At 67.2% G+C, this 12377-nt stretch carries 22 protein-coding genes; all 22 read left to right on the forward strand.

Going from position 1 to position 12377, the window contains the following annotated elements; translation table 11 throughout:
* Nucleotides 1-256 precede the first annotated feature (256 nt).
* The 22 genes from AB0O19_RS05560 to rplO all read left to right on the forward strand — a co-directional run bounded on the left by AB0O19_RS05560 (nucleotide 257) and on the right by rplO (nucleotide 12280).
* A complete protein-coding gene (locus AB0O19_RS05560) occupies nucleotides 257-2077 on the forward strand; it encodes a hypothetical protein (protein ID WP_363617987.1) in 1821 nt (606 codons plus the stop codon).
* A 419-nt stretch (nucleotides 2078-2496) separates the two neighbouring features.
* Nucleotides 2497-2805 (forward strand): 30S ribosomal protein S10, encoded by a 309-nt coding sequence (rpsJ, locus tag AB0O19_RS05565; RefSeq protein WP_012785157.1) that lies wholly within the window; start codon nucleotides 2497-2499, stop codon nucleotides 2803-2805.
* 14 nt (nucleotides 2806-2819) lie between these two features.
* Entirely contained in the window at nucleotides 2820-3467 is a 648-nt protein-coding gene (rplC, locus tag AB0O19_RS05570) for a 50S ribosomal protein L3 (protein WP_327677876.1), read from the forward strand.
* Between the two features lie 4 nt (nucleotides 3468-3471).
* Nucleotides 3472-4149: a 50S ribosomal protein L4 gene (rplD, locus tag AB0O19_RS05575; RefSeq protein WP_363617989.1), complete on the forward strand. Its 678-nt coding sequence runs from the start codon at nucleotides 3472-3474 to the stop codon at nucleotides 4147-4149.
* Nucleotides 4146-4469: a 50S ribosomal protein L23 gene (gene rplW / locus AB0O19_RS05580; RefSeq protein ID WP_104816576.1), complete on the forward strand. Its 324-nt coding sequence runs from the start codon at nucleotides 4146-4148 to the stop codon at nucleotides 4467-4469. The genes rplD and rplW overlap by 4 nt, the downstream gene beginning before the upstream one ends.
* A 43-nt stretch (nucleotides 4470-4512) precedes the next feature.
* A complete protein-coding gene (gene rplB / locus AB0O19_RS05585) occupies nucleotides 4513-5349 on the forward strand; it encodes a 50S ribosomal protein L2 (RefSeq protein ID WP_063348968.1) in 837 nt (278 codons plus the stop codon).
* An 11-nt stretch (nucleotides 5350-5360) separates the two neighbouring features.
* Nucleotides 5361-5642 (forward strand): 30S ribosomal protein S19, encoded by a 282-nt coding sequence (gene rpsS, locus AB0O19_RS05590; RefSeq protein WP_030055821.1) that lies wholly within the window; start codon nucleotides 5361-5363, stop codon nucleotides 5640-5642.
* Nucleotides 5643-5692: 50 nt separating this feature from the next.
* On the forward strand, nucleotides 5693-6040 hold the full coding sequence (gene rplV, locus AB0O19_RS05595; protein WP_030055822.1) for a 50S ribosomal protein L22: 348 nt from the start codon (nucleotides 5693-5695) through the stop codon (nucleotides 6038-6040).
* Nucleotides 6040-6864, forward strand: a complete 825-nt coding sequence (gene rpsC / locus AB0O19_RS05600) for a 30S ribosomal protein S3 (protein ID WP_350877110.1) — start codon at nucleotides 6040-6042, stop codon at nucleotides 6862-6864. The genes rplV and rpsC overlap by 1 nt, the downstream gene beginning before the upstream one ends.
* Nucleotides 6865-6869: 5 nt before the next feature.
* Entirely contained in the window at nucleotides 6870-7289 is a 420-nt protein-coding gene (gene rplP, locus AB0O19_RS05605; protein ID WP_030055824.1) for a 50S ribosomal protein L16, read from the forward strand.
* The gene (gene rpmC, locus AB0O19_RS05610; RefSeq protein ID WP_063348970.1) at nucleotides 7289-7513 is read left to right on the forward strand and encodes a 50S ribosomal protein L29; all 225 of its coding nucleotides are present in this window, start codon (nucleotides 7289-7291) and stop codon (nucleotides 7511-7513) included. The genes rplP and rpmC overlap by 1 nt, the downstream gene beginning before the upstream one ends.
* Entirely contained in the window at nucleotides 7513-7785 is a 273-nt protein-coding gene (gene rpsQ / locus AB0O19_RS05615; protein ID WP_030055826.1) for a 30S ribosomal protein S17, read from the forward strand. Before rpmC ends, rpsQ begins: the two co-directional genes overlap by 1 nt.
* 102 nt (nucleotides 7786-7887) lie before the next feature.
* Nucleotides 7888-8259 (forward strand): 50S ribosomal protein L14, encoded by a 372-nt coding sequence (gene rplN / locus AB0O19_RS05620; protein WP_030393301.1) that lies wholly within the window; start codon nucleotides 7888-7890, stop codon nucleotides 8257-8259.
* Between the two features lie 15 nt (nucleotides 8260-8274).
* The gene (rplX, locus tag AB0O19_RS05625; protein ID WP_030055828.1) at nucleotides 8275-8586 is read left to right on the forward strand and encodes a 50S ribosomal protein L24; all 312 of its coding nucleotides are present in this window, start codon (nucleotides 8275-8277) and stop codon (nucleotides 8584-8586) included.
* Nucleotides 8586-9155, forward strand: a complete 570-nt coding sequence (rplE, locus tag AB0O19_RS05630) for a 50S ribosomal protein L5 (protein WP_030393302.1) — start codon at nucleotides 8586-8588, stop codon at nucleotides 9153-9155. The genes rplX and rplE overlap by 1 nt, the downstream gene beginning before the upstream one ends.
* 4 nt (nucleotides 9156-9159) lie before the next feature.
* Nucleotides 9160-9345 (forward strand): type Z 30S ribosomal protein S14, encoded by a 186-nt coding sequence (locus tag AB0O19_RS05635; protein WP_030055830.1) that lies wholly within the window; start codon nucleotides 9160-9162, stop codon nucleotides 9343-9345.
* Between the two features lie 269 nt (nucleotides 9346-9614).
* Nucleotides 9615-10022, forward strand: coding sequence for a 30S ribosomal protein S8 (gene rpsH, locus AB0O19_RS05640; RefSeq protein ID WP_030055831.1), 408 nt, complete (start codon nucleotides 9615-9617; stop codon nucleotides 10020-10022).
* 22 nt (nucleotides 10023-10044) lie between these two features.
* Nucleotides 10045-10584: a 50S ribosomal protein L6 gene (gene rplF, locus AB0O19_RS05645; protein ID WP_030055832.1), complete on the forward strand. Its 540-nt coding sequence runs from the start codon at nucleotides 10045-10047 to the stop codon at nucleotides 10582-10584.
* Between the two features lie 3 nt (nucleotides 10585-10587).
* Nucleotides 10588-10971: a 50S ribosomal protein L18 gene (gene rplR, locus AB0O19_RS05650; RefSeq protein WP_030280785.1), complete on the forward strand. Its 384-nt coding sequence runs from the start codon at nucleotides 10588-10590 to the stop codon at nucleotides 10969-10971.
* A 48-nt stretch (nucleotides 10972-11019) separates the two neighbouring features.
* The gene (rpsE, locus tag AB0O19_RS05655; protein WP_030055834.1) at nucleotides 11020-11643 is read left to right on the forward strand and encodes a 30S ribosomal protein S5; all 624 of its coding nucleotides are present in this window, start codon (nucleotides 11020-11022) and stop codon (nucleotides 11641-11643) included.
* Nucleotides 11643-11825 (forward strand): 50S ribosomal protein L30, encoded by a 183-nt coding sequence (gene rpmD / locus AB0O19_RS05660; RefSeq protein ID WP_030055835.1) that lies wholly within the window; start codon nucleotides 11643-11645, stop codon nucleotides 11823-11825. The genes rpsE and rpmD overlap by 1 nt, the downstream gene beginning before the upstream one ends.
* Complete coding sequence (rplO, locus tag AB0O19_RS05665) at nucleotides 11825-12280, forward strand: 50S ribosomal protein L15 (RefSeq protein WP_097237491.1); 456 nt, start codon at nucleotides 11825-11827, stop codon at nucleotides 12278-12280. The genes rpmD and rplO overlap by 1 nt, the downstream gene beginning before the upstream one ends.
* The last annotated feature ends 97 nt before the right edge of the window (nucleotides 12281-12377 follow it).

Consider the following 12377-nt stretch of genomic DNA (forward strand, 5'->3'; position numbering starts at 1 on the left):
ATTCGACGGGGCGGGAGTAAGCGCTTCGGCCGGCCGCTGGGCTCTAGGTGGGTGAGGGGGTGCTCATGGGGAGCACCGACGACCGACCGGGCGGATCCTGCTGAACCACCACGCCCAAGCCCCGATACGGCCGGAACGGGGTCCTTGCCCGAGGCTTCGGCTTCTGGTAGGCGCCCTATGATGGCCGCTGATCGCCGGTCCACTGAGCCATCCTTCGCCACTCATCGGACGTGGCCACTGCACGGAAGTGACTGACATGACTGATCTGGCCACCAGCCCGGTCGGCGGCTCCAGCAAGGAGTCGCTCGAACCGGAGGGCGCGATCGCGCCCCGCCCCGGACGGCTCGACGGCCTGCTGGAGCGCCCCTGGGCGGTCCGCTCGGCCGAGGCCCTGGTCTCGATCGTGGCGGCGTTCGGCTTCGCGCTGCTCTGCACCCGCATCGACGTCAACCCGCTGAACCGGGTGGGCCAGGTCAGCGGTCTGGCCATGCTCCAGAAGTACGCCGCCATCGTGGGCCTGCCCATCCTGGCGGTGCTGCTGTACGCCGCCTACCGGGGCAGCCTGGCCCGGTACCAGCTGGCCCAGCGGCTGGTCTGCGCGGCCGTCGCCGGACTGGCCACCGGCGCGGTCGCGGGCGGGATCGCGGTGGCGCTGAACGGCACCCAGTGGGGCCTCGGCGGTCAGGAGGGCGACCCGGGCAACCTCATGGGCATGGCCAACGACATGCTGCGCGGCAAGGGCCTGCCCGGCGTCTACCCGCCCGGCTTCCCGGCGCTGCTGGCGGTCTGGTCGAAGCTGTTCTACGGCGGCGTCGGCGGCGTCGGCTACGCCATGAAGGACGTCCAGCTGATCTGCAGCGCGCTGGTCGGCCCGATGGCGTACCTCTCCTGGCGGCTGATGCTGCGGCCGGTCTGGGCGCTGCTGATCGCCGTCCCGTCGGCGATCCTCTTCCTCGACCCGATCCGGCCGTACAGCCACGTCACGATGCTGGTCATGGTGCCGATGCTGGCCGCCGCCCTGCGGGAGCTCCGCCGGTCGCACGAGCTGTCCACCCGGTCCACGGTGCTGCGCGGCCTCGGCTTCGGCGTCTCGTTCGGCCTGATGTTCCTCTGGTACTCGGGCTGGTTCATCTGGGCCGCGCCCGGCGTCCTCGTCCTGACGCTGTTCGTCGTCCCGTGGCGCCAGGGCGCCGCCCGGATCAAGCGGGCGCTGCTGTTCCTCGGCGTGACGCTGGTGAGCGCCGGCGTGGTCGGCTCGCCGCTGCTGTACGAGCTGGTGCGGTTGGGCGCCCAGGCCAAGGACCGGTACGCGTACCTCTCGGTGTACATCGACCCGGCGTACATCATGGGCTGGGCCTCGGACCGCAACGGCGACCTGAACTACCACGACTTCCCGTTGCGCGGTGAGCTCGCCGGGCAGAGCGCCTACACCCTGCTGCTGCTCGCCGGGGTCGCGCTGGCGCTGGGCCTCGGGCTGCGCAGCATCACCGTCCGGACCGTGACGGCCACCCTGATCAGCGCCTGGCTGCTGCGCTTCTGGTTCGCCTCCCAGATGGCCCAGACGAAGTCCATCCAGCTGTACCCGCGGACGACCTGGATCATCCTCTACGCGTTGATGATCCTCGCGGTGCTCGGCCTGATGTTCCTGGTCCAGCGGGGCACCGGCTGGCTGCGCACGGTGCAGCGGGTCGGCACCGACGGGCGGCCGGCGCCGCTGACCCTGCGGCCCGCGGTCACCGGCCGGCTGGTCGCCGGCGCGGTCTGCGCGGTGGCGCTGTTCGCCACCATGGCGGCCTCCTGGTCGGCGGACCGCTACATGCCGACCACCAGGCCCGAGTTCGTGCCGGTCGCCGGGGCCAAGGGCATCGACATGGGCGCGGACGCCTGGCGCGCGCACATCCTGGTGAACCGCGACGGCAAGTGCCCGAAGTACGACCCGGCCGGGCCGACCGACTGCGCGCCGGTGAACAAGGAGCTCAAGGAGTACAACAACGAGCCCGACAAGGGTCAGCTGTGGTGCGCCAACGTGACCGGTGACGAGTGGGCGCTGACCTGCGGGAGCAAGCGACCCTGGTGACGCGGGTCCGCGGCGGTGGGCGCCGCGGTTGAGGACGGTCACCCGATCGGGGCCGGTGAGGGCGACCTCACCGGCCCCGATTGGCATCCGGGCTGCTCCATGTGGCAGTATGTCCAAGTTGCTCGGTTGAGTTGCCGATGCTGCGCGCCTCCCGCCGGGAGGACTGGAAGCGAGTCCCAGGTACTCGTCGTTCCCGTGATGGCCGTTAAGCGTGAAGTCGACGCCACGGCAGCTGCGGGGCGAAAGTACGGGAATCTTCCGGGAAGCGTATGCGGGGCCTCGACCCGGCCCCCCACCCCGAAATCTTGAAACCGACGAGTTGTTCGCCGGTTTTTTACAAGCGCGAGAGCGACACGCCCGAGCGCGGGGGTCGGAGGGTGGTCGTGCAGTGACTAAGGACAAAGGACTACTGAGTAGCCATGGCGGGACAGAAGATCCGCATCCGGCTCAAGGCCTACGACCACGAGGTCATCGATTCCTCGGCGAAGAAGATCGTCGAGACGGTGATCCGTACTGGTGCGCAGGTCGCGGGCCCGGTGCCGCTGCCCACTGAGAAGAACGTGTACTGCGTCATCCGCTCGCCGCACAAGTACAAGGACTCGCGCGAGCACTTCGAGATGCGTACTCACAAGCGTCTGATCGACATCCTCGACCCCACGCCGAAGACGGTTGACTCGCTCATGCGTCTCGACCTGCCGGCTGGCGTCGACATCGAGATCAAGCTCTGAGAGGCGCACCGAAGATGGCTAAGCAGATTAAGGGCATCCTGGGCGAGAAGCTCGGCATGACCCAGGTCTGGGACGAGAACAACCGGATCGTTCCGGTGACCGTCGTCAAGGCTGGGCCCAATGTCGTGACCCAGGTCCACACCGCTGACAGTCCGGCCGGCTACGACGCCGTCCAGATCGGCTTCGGCGAGATCGACCCCCGCAAGGTGAACAAGCCCCTCGCGGGCCACTTCGCCAAGGCCGGTGTCACCCCGCGCCGCCACCTGGTCGAGCTCCGTACCACGGACGCGTCCGAGTACACCCTCGGCCAGGAGATCACCGCGGAGCTGTTCGAGGCGGGTGTCAAGGTCGACGTGACCGGCACCTCCAAGGGCAAGGGCTTCGCCGGTGTCATGAAGCGCCACAACTTCCGGGGCCTCGGCGCCGGTCACGGTGTGCAGCGCAAGCACCGCTCGCCCGGCTCGATCGGTGGCTGCGCCACCCCGGGTCGCGTGTTCAAGGGCGTGAGGATGGCCGGCCGGATGGGCCACGAGCGTGTGACCACCCAGAACCTGACCATCCATGCCGTTGACGCGGAGAAGGGGCTGCTCCTGATCAAGGGCGCAATCCCGGGCCCGAACGGCGGCCTCGTCCTCGTCCGCACTGCGGCGAAGGGGCTGTGAGGATATGAGCACCATTGACATCCTGTCGCCCGCGGGCGACAAGACCGGCAGCCTCGAGCTGCCGGCCGAGATCTTCGACGCGAAGGTCAGCGTTCCGCTGATGCACCAGGTCGTCGTGGCGCAGCTCGCTGCGGCCCGTCAGGGCACCCACAAGACCAAGACTCGCGCCGAGGTCCGCGGTGGCGGCAAGAAGCCGTACCGCCAGAAGGGCACCGGCCGCGCCCGTCAGGGCTCGACCCGCGCCCCGCAGTTCGCCGGCGGTGGCGTCGTGCACGGTCCCGTGCCGCGCGACTACTCGCAGCGGACCCCGAAGAAGATGATCGCCGCCGCCCTGCGCGGTGCGCTCACCGACCGGGCCCGCCACAACCGCATCCACGTCGTCACCGACGTGATCGCGGCCGAGGCGCCGTCGACCAAGGCCGCCAAGGGTCTGTTCGGCAAGATCACCGAGCGCAAGAACATCCTCCTCGTCGTCGAGCGTGCCGACGAGCTGGGTCTGAAGAGCGCCCGCAACCTGCCGCACGTGCACATCCTGGACGCCGGTCAGCTGAACACCTACGACGTGCTCGTCTCCGACGATGTGGTCTTCACCCAGGCCGCCTTCGAGCGTTTCGTGGCGGGTCCCGCCGCGTCCGCCAAGGCCGTGGCTGCTGAGGGCGAGCTCGAAGGGAGCGCCGCCTGATGGCTGCAGAGATCACGAGCAAGACGTTCACGGACCCCCGTGACGTCCTGGTGAAGCCGGTTATCTCGGAGAAGAGCTACTCGCTCCTCGACGAGAACAAGTACACGTTCGTCGTGTCGCCCGGTGCCAACAAGACCCAGATCAAGCAGGCCGTCGAGGCGGTCTTCTCGGTCAAGGTCGAGTCCGTCAACACGCTCAACCGTCAGGGCAAGCGCAAGCGCTCCAAGACGGGCTTTGGCAAGCGCAAGGACACCAAGCGCGCCATCGTGACGCTGGCTGAGGGCAACCGCATCGACATCTTCGGTGGTCCGGTCTCCTAACGGAGATCGTGATCGTCGATAAGGACGAGGACGAGAGAGCCAAATGGGCATCCGCAAGTACAAGCCGACTACGCCGGGCCGTCGTGGCTCCAGCGTGGCCGACTTCGTAGAGATCACGCGGTCCACGCCGGAGAAGTCGCTGGTTCGCCCCCTGCACAGCAAGGGCGGCCGTAACAACGCCGGTCGGATCACCGTTCGCCACCAGGGTGGCGGTCACAAGCGCGCCTACCGCGTGATCGACTTCCGTCGTCACGACAAGGACGGCGTGCCGGCCAAGGTCGCGCACATCGAGTACGACCCGAACCGCACCGCGCGCATCGCGCTCCTGCACTACGCGGACGGCGAGAAGCGCTACATCATCGCGCCGCGCGGTATCGCGCAGGGTGACCGGATCGAGAACGGCGCTGGCGCCGACATCAAGCCGGGCAACAACCTGCCGCTTCGCAACATCCCGGTCGGTACCACCATCCACGCGGTGGAGCTGCGTCCCGGTGGCGGTGCCAAGATGGCCCGCTCCGCCGGTGCCGGCATCCAGCTGCTGGCGCGTGAGGGCAAGATGGCGCACCTGCGCATGCCCTCCGGTGAGATCCGCCTGGTGGACGCGCGCTGCCGCGCCACCGTCGGTGAGGTCGGCAACGCCGAGCAGTCGAACATCAACTGGGGCAAGGCCGGCCGCATGCGCTGGAAGGGCGTCCGCCCGACCGTGCGTGGTGTCGCCATGAACCCGATCGACCACCCGCACGGTGGTGGTGAGGGTAAGACCTCTGGTGGCCGCCACCCGGTCTCGCCGTGGGGCCAGAAGGAGGGTCGCACTCGTAGCCCGAAGAAGGCTTCGAACGCCCTCATCGTGCGCCGCCGCAAGACCAACAAGAAGCGCTAGGAGCAGGTCAGATGCCGCGCAGTCTCAAGAAGGGCCCCTTCATCGACGGCCACCTTCTCAAGAAGGTGGACGCGCAGAACGAGGCGGGTACCCAGAACGTCATCAAGACCTGGTCCCGTCGCTCCGTGATCTTCCCGGCCATGCTCGGCCACACGATCGCGGTGCACGATGGCCGTAAGCACGTCCCGGTGTTCGTCACCGAGTCGATGGTCGGCCACAAGCTCGGCGAGTTCGCGCCGACGCGTACCTTCCGCGGTCACGTCAAGGACGACCGCAAGTCGAAGCGTCGCTAGTCGCCAGCGAGATTACCGACTCAATGACTTACACCAGCAAGGGGACAACCATGGAAGCCAGGGCCCAGGCGCGGTACATCCGCGTCACGCCCATGAAGGCCCGCCGCGTGGTGGACCTCATCCGTGGCCTGCCGGCCACGGAGGCCCAGGCCGTCCTGCGTTTCGCTCCGCAGGCCGCCACCGTGCCCGTCGGCAAGGTGCTCGACAGCGCCATTGCCAACGCCGCGCACAACTACAACCACTCCAACGTGGACGACCTCGTCATCAGCGAGGCGTACGTTGACGAGGGCCCGACCCTGAAGCGGTTCCGTCCGCGTGCGCAGGGTCGTGCCTACCGGATCCGCAAGCGGACCAGCCACATCACCGTGGTCGTCAGCAGCAAGGAAGGGACCCGGTAATGGGCCAGAAGGTTAACCCGCACGGGTTCCGCCTCGGCATCAGCACGGACTTCAAGTCCCGCTGGTACGCCGACAAGCTGTACAAGGACTACGTCAAGGAAGACGTCGCCATTCGTCGCATGATGACGAAGGGCATGGAGCGCGCCGGCATCTCCAAGGTCGAGATCGAGCGCACCCGCGACCGCGTCCGCGTTGACATCCACACCGCTCGCCCCGGCATCGTCATCGGCCGCCGTGGCACCGAGGCCGACCGCATCCGCGGCGACCTCGAGAAGCTGACCGGCAAGCAGGTCCAGCTGAACATCCTCGAGGTCAAGAACCCCGAGCTGGACGCCCAGCTCGTGGCTCAGGGCGTCGCGGAGCAGCTGTCCTCCCGCGTCTCCTTCCGCCGCGCCATGCGCAAGTCGATGCAGGGCACCATGAAGTCCGGCGCCAAGGGCATCAAGGTCCAGTGCTCCGGTCGTCTCGGTGGCGCCGAGATGAGCCGTTCGGAGTTCTACCGCGAGGGCCGTGTGCCGCTGCACACCCTGCGCGCGAACGTCGACTACGGCTTCTTCGAGGCCAAGACGACCTTCGGCCGTATCGGCGTGAAGGTCTGGATCTACAAGGGCGACGTCAAGAACATCGCCGAGGTCCGCGCTGAGAACGCCGCTGCCCGCTCGGGCAACCGCCCGGCCCGTCCCGAGGGTGGTCGTCCCGCCCGCGGTGGCGAGCGCCGTGGTGGCGAGCGCGGTGGCCGCGGCCGTCGCCCCGCCGCGTCCGAGGCCCCCGCGGCCCCGGCCGCCGAGGCTCCGGCTGCCGAGAACACCGGAACGGAGGCCTGACTCCAATGCTGATCCCCCGTCGGGTCAAGCACCGCAAGCAGCACCACCCCAAGCGCCGTGGCGCTGCCAAGGGTGGCACCGAGCTCGCCTTCGGCGAGTACGGCATCCAGGCCGTCACCCCGGCCTACGTGACGAACCGGCAGATCGAGTCCGCTCGTATCGCCGTCACCCGTCACATCAAGCGTGGCGGCAAGGTCTGGATCAACATCTACCCGGACCGTCCGCTCACCAAGAAGCCGGCCGAGACCCGCATGGGTTCCGGTAAGGGTTCGCCCGAGTGGTGGATCGCGAACGTGCACCCGGGTCGGGTCATGTTCGAGCTGTCGTACCCCAACGAGAAGGTGGCTCGTGAGGCGCTGACCCGCGCTGCTCACAAGCTCCCGATGAAGTGCCGGATCATCCGGCGCGAGGCAGGTGAGAGCTGATGTCGGCCGGCACCAAGGCTGCTGACCTCCGCGAGCTGGACAACGAGGGTCTCGTTGCCAAGCTCCGTGAGGCCAAGGAGGAGCTGTTCAACCTCCGCTTCCAGGCGGCGACCGGGCAGCTCGACAACCACGGACGGCTCAAGCTCGTCCGTAAGGACATCGCGCGGATCTACACCCTGATGCGCGAGCGCGAGCTGGGCATCGAGACGGTGGAGAACGCCTGATGACTGAGAACACCAACGAGACGCGCGGTTTCCGCAAGACCCGTGAGGGTCTCGTCGTCAGCGACAAGATGGACAAGACCGTCGTCGTCGCCGTCGAGGACCGCGTCAAGCACGCTCTGTACGGCAAGGTCATCCGCCGTACGAACAAGCTGAAGGCGCACGACGAGGCGAACGCCTGCGGCATCGGCGACCGGGTCCTCCTGGCGGAGACCCGCCCGCTGTCCGCGACGAAGCGCTGGCGCGTCGTCGAGATCCTCGAGAAGGCCAAGTAACGAAGTTGATGCGGTACGGCCGTATGTGCACCAGGCCCCTCGTGGGCGCTGGTGTGAGCAGCGGCCGGCCCGTCAGCTCTCGTTGACGATCAGGAGAAAGCTGTGATCCAGCAGGAGTCGCGACTGCGTGTCGCCGACAACACGGGCGCGAAGGAAATCCTTTGCATCCGCGTTCTCGGTGGCTCCGGTCGTCGCTACGCCGGCATCGGGGACGTCATCGTCGCGACCGTCAAGGACGCGATCCCCGGCGGTTCGGTGAAGAAGGGTGACGTCGTCAAGTGCGTCGTCGTCCGTACCGTGAAGTCGCGTCGTCGTCCGGATGGCTCGTACATCCGCTTCGACGAGAACGCCGCGGTCGTTCTGAAGAACACCGATGGTGACCCCCGTGGTACCCGCATCTTCGGCCCGGTGGGCCGCGAGCTGCGTGACAAGAAGTTCATGAAGATCATCTCGCTTGCGCCGGAGGTGCTCTAACTCATGGCGAACAGCATGAAGATCAAGAAGGGTGACCTGGTTCAGGTCATCACCGGCAAGGACCGCGGCAAGCAGGGCAAGGTCATCCAGGCCATGCCCGCCGAGAACAAGGTCCTGGTCGAGGGTGTGAACCGGGTCAAGAAGCACACCAAGCCGGGCCCGGGCACTCAGGGTGGCATCGTCACCGTCGAGGCCCCGGTGCACGTCTCCAACGTCCAGCTGGTCGTGGAGAAGGACGGCAAGAAGGTCGTCACCCGCGTTGGCTACCGCTTCGATGACGAGGGCAACAAGATCCGCGTTGCCAAGCGAACCGGTGAGGACATCTGATGTCTGAGACGACTGTTGAGAAGGTGACCCCCCGTCTCAAGGAGCGTTACAACTCCGAGATCAAGGGTCAGCTGCAGGAGCAGTTCTCGTACGAGAACGTCATGCTGACGCCCGGCCTGGTCAAGGTCGTCGTCAACATGGGTGTCGGCGAGGCCGCCCGTGACAGCAAGCTGATCGAGGGCGCGATCCGCGACCTCACCGCCATCACCGGTCAGAAGCCGGCGGTGACGAAGGCTCGTAAGTCCATCGCGCAGTTCAAGCTGCGTGAGGGCCAGCCGATCGGCACCCACGTCACCCTCCGTGGTGACCGCATGTGGGAGTTCCTGGACCGTCTGGTGTCGCTGGCCCTGCCGCGTATCCGTGACTTCCGTGGCCTCTCCCCGAAGCAGTTCGACGGCCGTGGCAACTACACCTTCGGTCTGACCGAGCAGGTCATGTTCCACGAGATCGACCAGGACAAGGTCGACCGTCAGCGCGGTATGGACATCACCGTCGTGACCACCGCCCAGACCGACGACGAGGGCCGGGCGCTCCTGCGCGCTCTGGGCTTCCCGTTCAAGGAGGCGTAACCACATGGCGAAGAAGTCCCTCATCGCGAAGTCCGAGCGCAAGCCGAAGTTCGGCGTCCGGGCCTACACCCGGTGCCAGCGCTGCGGCCGTCCGCACTCGGTGTACCGCAAGTTCGGCCTCTGCCGTGTCTGCCTTCGTGAGATGGCGCACCGCGGCGAGCTGCCGGGCGTGACCAAGAGCTCCTGGTAACCAGGACCTCGCGGTAACGCCATAGCGAAGCAGGTGTGCCCGACCCCACAGAGCCCCTTTTTTGGGGCTGCGTACGGAATCCCGTAGGGTAGTGAGGTCGGGCCCCCTGTCGCGGCAGCTCCGTAGCTGCCGTCGACCCTCTTCGGAGGGCTCGCACCCAGTCTTACGACGCCGCAGGTCCCCTGCGTCTGTGCCCCTGCCGCACTCCTCGGAGTGCGGCGGGGGGACCTGGCGCGGAGAAACCACGGCGAGAGAGGCCTGAGGCCATCATGACCATGACCGACCCCATCGCAGACATGCTCACGCGTCTGCGTAACGCTAACTCGGCGTACCACGACTCCGTGGCGATGCCGGCCAGCAAGATCAAGGCGCACGTCGCCGAGATCCTGCAGCAGGAGGGGTACATCTCCTCCTACAAGGTTGAGGAGCCCGTTGAGGGCGAGGTCGGCAAGAAGCTGACCATCGAGCTCAAGTTCGGTCCCAACCGTGAGCGCTCGATCGCTGGCATCAAGCGGATCAGCAAGCCGGGCCTGCGGGTCTACGCAAAGTCCACCAACCTGCCGAAGGTGCTCGGCGGCCTGGGCGTGGCGATCATCTCCACGTCCTCGGGTCTCCTCACCGACAAGCAGGCCGCCAAGAAGGGCGTAGGCGGAGAAGTTCTCGCCTACGTCTGGTAATTCGGGAAACGGAGGTACAGCAATGTCGCGCATTGGACGGCTGCCCATCCAGGTCCCCGCTGGCGTGGACGTCACCATCGATGGCCAGGCGGTCTCGGTGAAGGGCCCCAAGGGCTCCCTCACCCACGTTGTCGCCGCGCCGATCGAGATCGGTAAGGGCGAGGACGGCACGCTGCTCGTCACCCGCCCCAACGACGAGCGTCTGTCGAAGGCCCTGCACGGCCTTTCCCGCACGCTGGTGGCGAACATGATCACCGGCGTGACCGCGGGCTACCGCAAGTCGCTGGAGATCAGCGGTGTCGGCTACCGAGTTCTGGCGAAGGGCTCCGACATGGAGTTCCAGCTGGGCTACAGCCACCCGATCCTGGTCGAGGCCCCCGAGGGCATTTCCTTCGTCGTCGAGTCGGCCACCAAGTTCCACGTGGACGGCATCGACAAGCAGAAGGTCGGCGAGGTCGCCGCGAAGATCCGCAAGCTGCGCAAGCCCGACCCGTACAAGGCCAAGGGCGTCAAGTACGCGGGCGAGGTCATCCGCCGCAAGGTCGGAAAGAGTGGTAAGTAAGCGATGAGCGTCTCTGTCAAGATCGGCAAGGGCAACGCCTACAAGAGCGCCGCTCGCAAGCGCCGCGCGATCCGCGTTCGCAAGCGCGTCGTCGGCACCGAGGTGCGTCCGCGCCTCGTCGTGACGCGCTCGAACCGTCACATGGTCGCCCAGGTCATCGACGACGCCAAGGGTCACACCCTGGCGTCGGCGTCCACCCTCGACGTGTCCATCAAGGGCGCCGAGGGCGACAAGACCGAGCTGGCCAAGAAGGTCGGGAGCCTGGTCGCCGAGCGCGCCAAGGCTGCCGGCATCGAGTCGGTCGTCTTCGACCGCGCGGGCAACCGGTACGCCGGCCGCATCGCCGCCCTGGCGGACGCGGCTCGCGAGGCCGGGCTCGACTTCTAAGCCGCTCGTCGACTCAGTCGACGGACGTAATCGAGAGAGGTAATTCCAATGGCTGGACCCCAGCGCCGCGGTAGCGGCGCCGGCGGTGGCACCGGCGGTGGCGAGCGGCGCGACCGTAAGCGTGACGACCGGGGCAACGCCCCCGCCGTCGAGAAGACCGCTTACGTCGAGCGCGTTGTCGCGATCAACCGTGTCGCCAAGGTTGTCAAGGGTGGTCGTCGTTTCAGCTTCACCGCGCTGGTCGTGGTGGGCGACGGTGACGGCACCGTGGGTGTCGGTTACGGGAAGGCGAAGGAGGTTCCGGCCGCCATCGCCAAGGGTGTTGAGGAGGCCAAGAAGAACTTCTTCAAGGTCCCCCGTATCCAGGGCACCATCCCGCACCCGATCCAGGGTGAGAAGGCCGCCGGCGTCGTGCTCCTGAAGCCCGCCGCCCCCGGTACCGGTGTTATCGCCGGTGGTCCGGTGCGCGCCGTCCTGGAGTGCGCCGGCATTCACGACATCCTGTCGAAGTCGCTCGGCTCGGACAACGCGATCAACATCGTGCACGCCACCGTGGCTGCTCTGAAGGGCCTCGTGCGCCCCGAGGAGATCGCCGCTCGTCGTGGCCTGCCGCTGGAGGACGTGGCCCCCGCCGCTCTGCTGCGGGCGCGTGCTGCAGGGGTGAGCGCCTGATGGCTCGCCTGAAGATCACGCAGACCAAGTCGTACATCGGCAGCAAGCAGAATCACCGTGACACCCTGCGTTCGCTTGGTCTCAAGCGCATGCACGACGTCGTGGTGAAGGAGGACCGTCCCGAGATCCGCGGGATGGCCCACACGGTCCGTCACCTGGTGACGGTTGAGGAGGTGGACTGATCATGGGCGACAACCCGATCAAGATCCACAACCTGCGTCCCGCCCCGGGTGCCAAGACCGACAAGATCCGCGTGGGTCGTGGTGAGGGCTCCAAGGGTAAGACCGCCGGTCGTGGTACCAAGGGCACCAAGGCCCGCTACCAGGTTCCGCAGCGCTTCGAGGGTGGCCAGATGCCGCTCCACATGCGCCTGCCGAAGCTGAAGGGCTTCAAGAACCCGTTCAAGATCACGTTCCAGGTCGTCAACCTCGACAAGCTGGCCGAGCTCTACCCGCAGGGTGGAGAGGTCACCGTCGAGGACCTGGTCGCCAAGGGCGCGGTTCGCAAGAACTCCCTCGTCAAGGTGCTCGGCACCGGCGAGATCTCGGTTGCGCTGCAGGTGACGGTCGACGCCGTCTCCGGCTCCGCCGCCGAGAAGATCACCGCCGCCGGCGGTACCGTCACCGAGCTCGTCTGAGCCCGCTGACTTCCGTGCGAGCCCCGCACCTCCTTCGGGAGGCGCGGGGCTCGCGCGTTTTCCGGGCATCGCGTTTTCCGGGCATTCCGTTGACGTG

Source organism: Kitasatospora sp. NPDC091276 (assembly GCF_040684355.1).
Lineage (GTDB): Bacteria > Actinomycetota > Actinomycetes > Streptomycetales > Streptomycetaceae > Kitasatospora.

Coding starts and splice junctions, on each gene's coding strand:
- AB0O19_RS05560 (WP_363617987.1), top strand. CDS start 257: ATGACTGATCTGGCCACCAGCCCGGTCGGCGGCTCCAGCAAGGAGTCG.
- rpsJ (WP_012785157.1), top strand. CDS start 2,497: ATGGCGGGACAGAAGATCCGCATCCGGCTCAAGGCCTACGACCACGAG.
- rplC (WP_327677876.1), top strand. CDS start 2,820: ATGGCTAAGCAGATTAAGGGCATCCTGGGCGAGAAGCTCGGCATGACC.
- rplD (WP_363617989.1), top strand. CDS start 3,472: ATGAGCACCATTGACATCCTGTCGCCCGCGGGCGACAAGACCGGCAGC.
- rplB (WP_063348968.1), top strand. CDS start 4,513: ATGGGCATCCGCAAGTACAAGCCGACTACGCCGGGCCGTCGTGGCTCC.
- rpsS (WP_030055821.1), top strand. CDS start 5,361: ATGCCGCGCAGTCTCAAGAAGGGCCCCTTCATCGACGGCCACCTTCTC.
- rplV (WP_030055822.1), top strand. CDS start 5,693: ATGGAAGCCAGGGCCCAGGCGCGGTACATCCGCGTCACGCCCATGAAG.
- rpsC (WP_350877110.1), top strand. CDS start 6,040: ATGGGCCAGAAGGTTAACCCGCACGGGTTCCGCCTCGGCATCAGCACG.
- rplP (WP_030055824.1), top strand. CDS start 6,870: ATGCTGATCCCCCGTCGGGTCAAGCACCGCAAGCAGCACCACCCCAAG.
- rpmC (WP_063348970.1), top strand. CDS start 7,289: ATGTCGGCCGGCACCAAGGCTGCTGACCTCCGCGAGCTGGACAACGAG.
- rpsQ (WP_030055826.1), top strand. CDS start 7,513: ATGACTGAGAACACCAACGAGACGCGCGGTTTCCGCAAGACCCGTGAG.
- rplX (WP_030055828.1), top strand. CDS start 8,275: ATGAAGATCAAGAAGGGTGACCTGGTTCAGGTCATCACCGGCAAGGAC.
- rplE (WP_030393302.1), top strand. CDS start 8,586: ATGTCTGAGACGACTGTTGAGAAGGTGACCCCCCGTCTCAAGGAGCGT.
- AB0O19_RS05635 (WP_030055830.1), top strand. CDS start 9,160: ATGGCGAAGAAGTCCCTCATCGCGAAGTCCGAGCGCAAGCCGAAGTTC.
- rpsH (WP_030055831.1), top strand. CDS start 9,615: ATGACCATGACCGACCCCATCGCAGACATGCTCACGCGTCTGCGTAAC.
- rplF (WP_030055832.1), top strand. CDS start 10,045: ATGTCGCGCATTGGACGGCTGCCCATCCAGGTCCCCGCTGGCGTGGAC.
- rplR (WP_030280785.1), top strand. CDS start 10,588: ATGAGCGTCTCTGTCAAGATCGGCAAGGGCAACGCCTACAAGAGCGCC.
- rpsE (WP_030055834.1), top strand. CDS start 11,020: ATGGCTGGACCCCAGCGCCGCGGTAGCGGCGCCGGCGGTGGCACCGGC.
- rpmD (WP_030055835.1), top strand. CDS start 11,643: ATGGCTCGCCTGAAGATCACGCAGACCAAGTCGTACATCGGCAGCAAG.